This window comes from Cyanobacterium sp. T60_A2020_053, assembly GCA_015272165.1.
Classification (GTDB): Bacteria; Cyanobacteriota; Cyanobacteriia; order Cyanobacteriales; family Cyanobacteriaceae; genus Cyanobacterium.
The window spans coordinates 1-3,458 of sequence record JACYMF010000070.1; the positions used below are offsets into that span (position 1 = coordinate 1).

A 3,458-nucleotide genomic window follows, 5' to 3' on the forward strand; every position below is an offset into this window, starting at 1 on the left:
ACCGTAGGGCATACGGGAACATACGCTTGGGGAGATTTGCCCTCTTGGGCGATTGGTGCAAACCTGTCGTCTAACGGCGAGTCGGTGAACCAAGAATCCCCCACTAAACCCTACGGGTTATAGTGGTGGGAGTGTCAACCAGCGTTACGCCAGTTAAGTTTATAGTTAATCCAGAAATTCCATAGGGTAGTAATAGCTATAGCCATGAGGTTGGCAATATAAGGATTGGGTAGAATGAAAGTGACAATAAGATTGAGTAAGAGGACATTAATAGTTAACCCTGCTAAACAAATGAGGTTAAATTTTAAAAACCTTCTCATTTTTTTATGCCATCCTTTTTGATTCGTTGATAAATCTCGAAATGTCCAACGATCATTCCAGATAAAATTATTAATAACAGCAAACTCTCCCGATATAAATTTACCCACTGTTAAGCTAAGGTTGAGGGCGCCCGTATCCGTCAGCAAATATAATAAACTCATATCCACAAAAAGCCCTGAAAAACCCACAATGCCAAAACGAATAAACCGAGAAAAAGGCCACAAAGAAATTCGTAAACGCAATAAGTGATGGAGATAATCTCGATATTGTCGCCAAGTTACTTTACTTTCCCCTTCGCTTCTCTCTTGGAAGACATAACCCACCTCAGCGATATTACGAATAAATCCCCGCGCGATGACTTCAATCAAAATTTTATAACCCACTGGGGATAATACATAATCGGCAATGACTTGTCTTTTTAGTACAAAATAACCACTCATGGGGTCAGATACTCTGCCGATGGTATTAGGAAGGATTAATAAACCGAGGGTTTGGGCGCCACGGGAAAGAAAACGGCGCGAAAAACTCCAATTACTCACTCCGCCATTTTCCACATGACGACTAGCCACCGCTAAATCAGCGCCCGTCACCATTTTCCCTAATAATTGAGTTAGTATTTCAGGAGGATGTTGTAAATCAGCATCAATAACGCCCAAAATTTCCCCTTGCGCACTTTGCCATCCCCTAATTACGGCAGTAGAAAGAGATTTTTCACCTATGCGGCGCATTACTCGCACTTGAGGATATTGAGATGATAAATTGAGGGCAATTTGCCAAGTAAGATCGGGGCTATCATCATCCACTACAATTAATTCATAGTTATGGGGGATAATGTCATCGAGAAGATAACAGATTGTGGTGATAATCCCAGTAATATTTTTGCTTTCTTGGTAAGTGGGTAACACCAAGGAAAACCAAACAGGGTAAGTCGATTTTTCAGCAACGATTTTTATTTTTTCTTCTAGGGTAATATTTTCTTGGCTAGAATGCTCCCATGAGTCAATTTTCAGTAATCCCGATTTGACGGGTAGTAGTGATGATTCGCTTTTTTCTGCCATAAAATTAATGATTTTTTGCCTTAGTTTACTGATGATAAGAGAAGATGGGCAATTTTGATAAACTTTTCTGGCTCTTCTACTTTGAATATGATAAATTATCTCTAAAAAAGGTGTCAGGTAAGCTAGTTTGCATTTAAGTTTACTGGTGGAGGTAGGCAACAGGCAATAGGTAAGCGTTTCAGTTATGAAGCAAGGGGTTTAAACCCCTTGTTAGTATAAACGGTAAGTTAAATGCGTCTTAGCTTATTATATCAAGTCCGTTTGATCAGCCGAAGGCTGCCGCTGCGCGATCACTTACAATTTAGTAATATCAATATCTTAGTTCAATTTATTGAACGAAAAACTGTTGGTTCCGTGTAATTCATTACACGGTGGGTAAATTGCGAAGATGTAATCTATTTATAACTAATTATCCGAACTTGGTATTAGGTAAAATTCAAACTGTTGATTTATAATAATTGCATTTTAAAATACTCAAAGCCATACTGATTAAAGTTTACATTAATTATTTTTTATTAATTTGTTATGACTAGCGTAGGAGAGCCACTTTTCTTGGTTATTTACAGTTAAAATATTTAAAGATGAGCTATCGAGTAACCATGAATTTAGATCAACAATTTACCAGTTTAGTTAACGAAGCGCCTAAATATGGAGTGCCAGCGCCCATCATGCAACATGGTGTTATCCCGGTGTTACGGGTATATGCGCAACAATTAGGGCATCAGTCTTATTATCTCCGACAAACGATACAAAGTAATTTAGTTTTAAATATTTTGGGCAAGGAAAATCAACCGGAGGTGGAAAAAAAGGTAGTTTATGCTTTTCCCACTGTGGAGGATGCCATTCAATTTCGTGACGAAAATCTCAACGATTTGGATATTGTCGCTCAAGAAGTGAATATCAGTCAAGTTTTATTTCAAATGTTTACCATGAAGGGAGTTGATAGCATTATCTTTTTGGATAATCCTAGTAATTATAGTCAAAGTAAGGAAATTTATTGTTATAAGTTACAACAAGCAATCCAACAAAATCTTAAAATGCTTTTGGAAAATAAGGGCAAAAATAGCGTCATTGCTTAGTTATGAATAATTCTTTTTTCTTACGAGTTAAAGGGGGTTTGACGGGCGCTGTTATCGGTGATTTATTCTTTGATAATCCAGCGCCCTCCACCCTTTCTTATCCTCTACAATTACTTTTTAAAATTACTGATCATTTAGCTAATTTTCACAATCTTAACAACCTAAATTTATCAGTAAATTATTTTAATAATAAATTAGTTTGTGATACCATTGAAAGTGCGATAATCATTTTACCAATTATTTTATATTACCATCGGGATAATGATGCGGTGGAGGGCGCTGGATTTTTTCGACAACAATTTAATTACCTAAATTTACCTCTAAATATTAGCGATAATTGTTTATCTCTGCTACACAAATTGATAATTAGCTCAAAAAAGAAAGAAGATTTAATCACAATTTTAAAAGAAGATAGAGATTTAAAAACAATTAAAGATATTATCGACTTAAAACATACTTTAACAGACGCAGAGAAAATAATTGCCGATGACATAAAAGAAGAAGAAAAGAGTTTTTCTCAATCAATATATTTATTTTTCAGTGTGACTTATGACTTAGAAACTTGTTTATTAAGAAGTAAGCAATTTCAACATAATCAACAATTAATCGCTATTTTGACAGGATTTTTATGGGGTTTTTCTCAAAGTTACTTTGCCATTCCTTATGCACTTAGGAAAAAAGTAGATTATTTGAATGTTATTAACGAGCAAAATATCGATCAATTAACAGATAAATTTATGGCAAGTTGGCAAGGATTATTTAGGCTTTGCTGAAAAAGTGGAGTGGTGAGGGGAGGTGTCAGGCTTCGGGTGTCAGGTTTCAGGTGAAATGCTTATAAATCAAAGACTTTAGCCAAATAGTTATTTTTCATAAATTGCTAATTTGTATCAGTTATTTTTGATTCGGATGGAAAAAATAGAGTGTTTTTAGAGAAAAAAGTCAATGTATGACACTTTTTGTTATGTAGAATAGACTTTAAACCTTTATTTAACAAGGGTTT

The 3,458-nt window shown here is 35.3% G+C and carries 3 protein-coding genes; 2 read left to right on the plus strand and 1 reads right to left on the minus strand.

Features of this window, described 5'->3' with window-relative positions; genetic code table 11:
* Positions 1-134: 134 nt before the first annotated feature.
* Entirely contained in the window at positions 135-1,379 is a 1,245-nt protein-coding gene (locus IGQ45_10190; GenBank protein ID MBF2057565.1) for a glycosyltransferase, read from the minus strand.
* Positions 1,380-1,978: 599 nt separating this feature from the next.
* Between IGQ45_10190 and IGQ45_10195 the strand changes: the two genes are divergently transcribed.
* The gene (locus tag IGQ45_10195) at positions 1,979-2,458 is read left to right on the plus strand and encodes a hypothetical protein (GenBank protein ID MBF2057566.1); all 480 of its coding nucleotides are present in this window, start codon (positions 1,979-1,981) and stop codon (positions 2,456-2,458) included.
* A 2-nt stretch (positions 2,459-2,460) separates the two neighbouring features.
* Entirely contained in the window at positions 2,461-3,231 is a 771-nt protein-coding gene (locus IGQ45_10200) for a hypothetical protein (GenBank protein MBF2057567.1), read from the plus strand.
* The last annotated feature ends 227 nt before the right edge of the window (positions 3,232-3,458 follow it).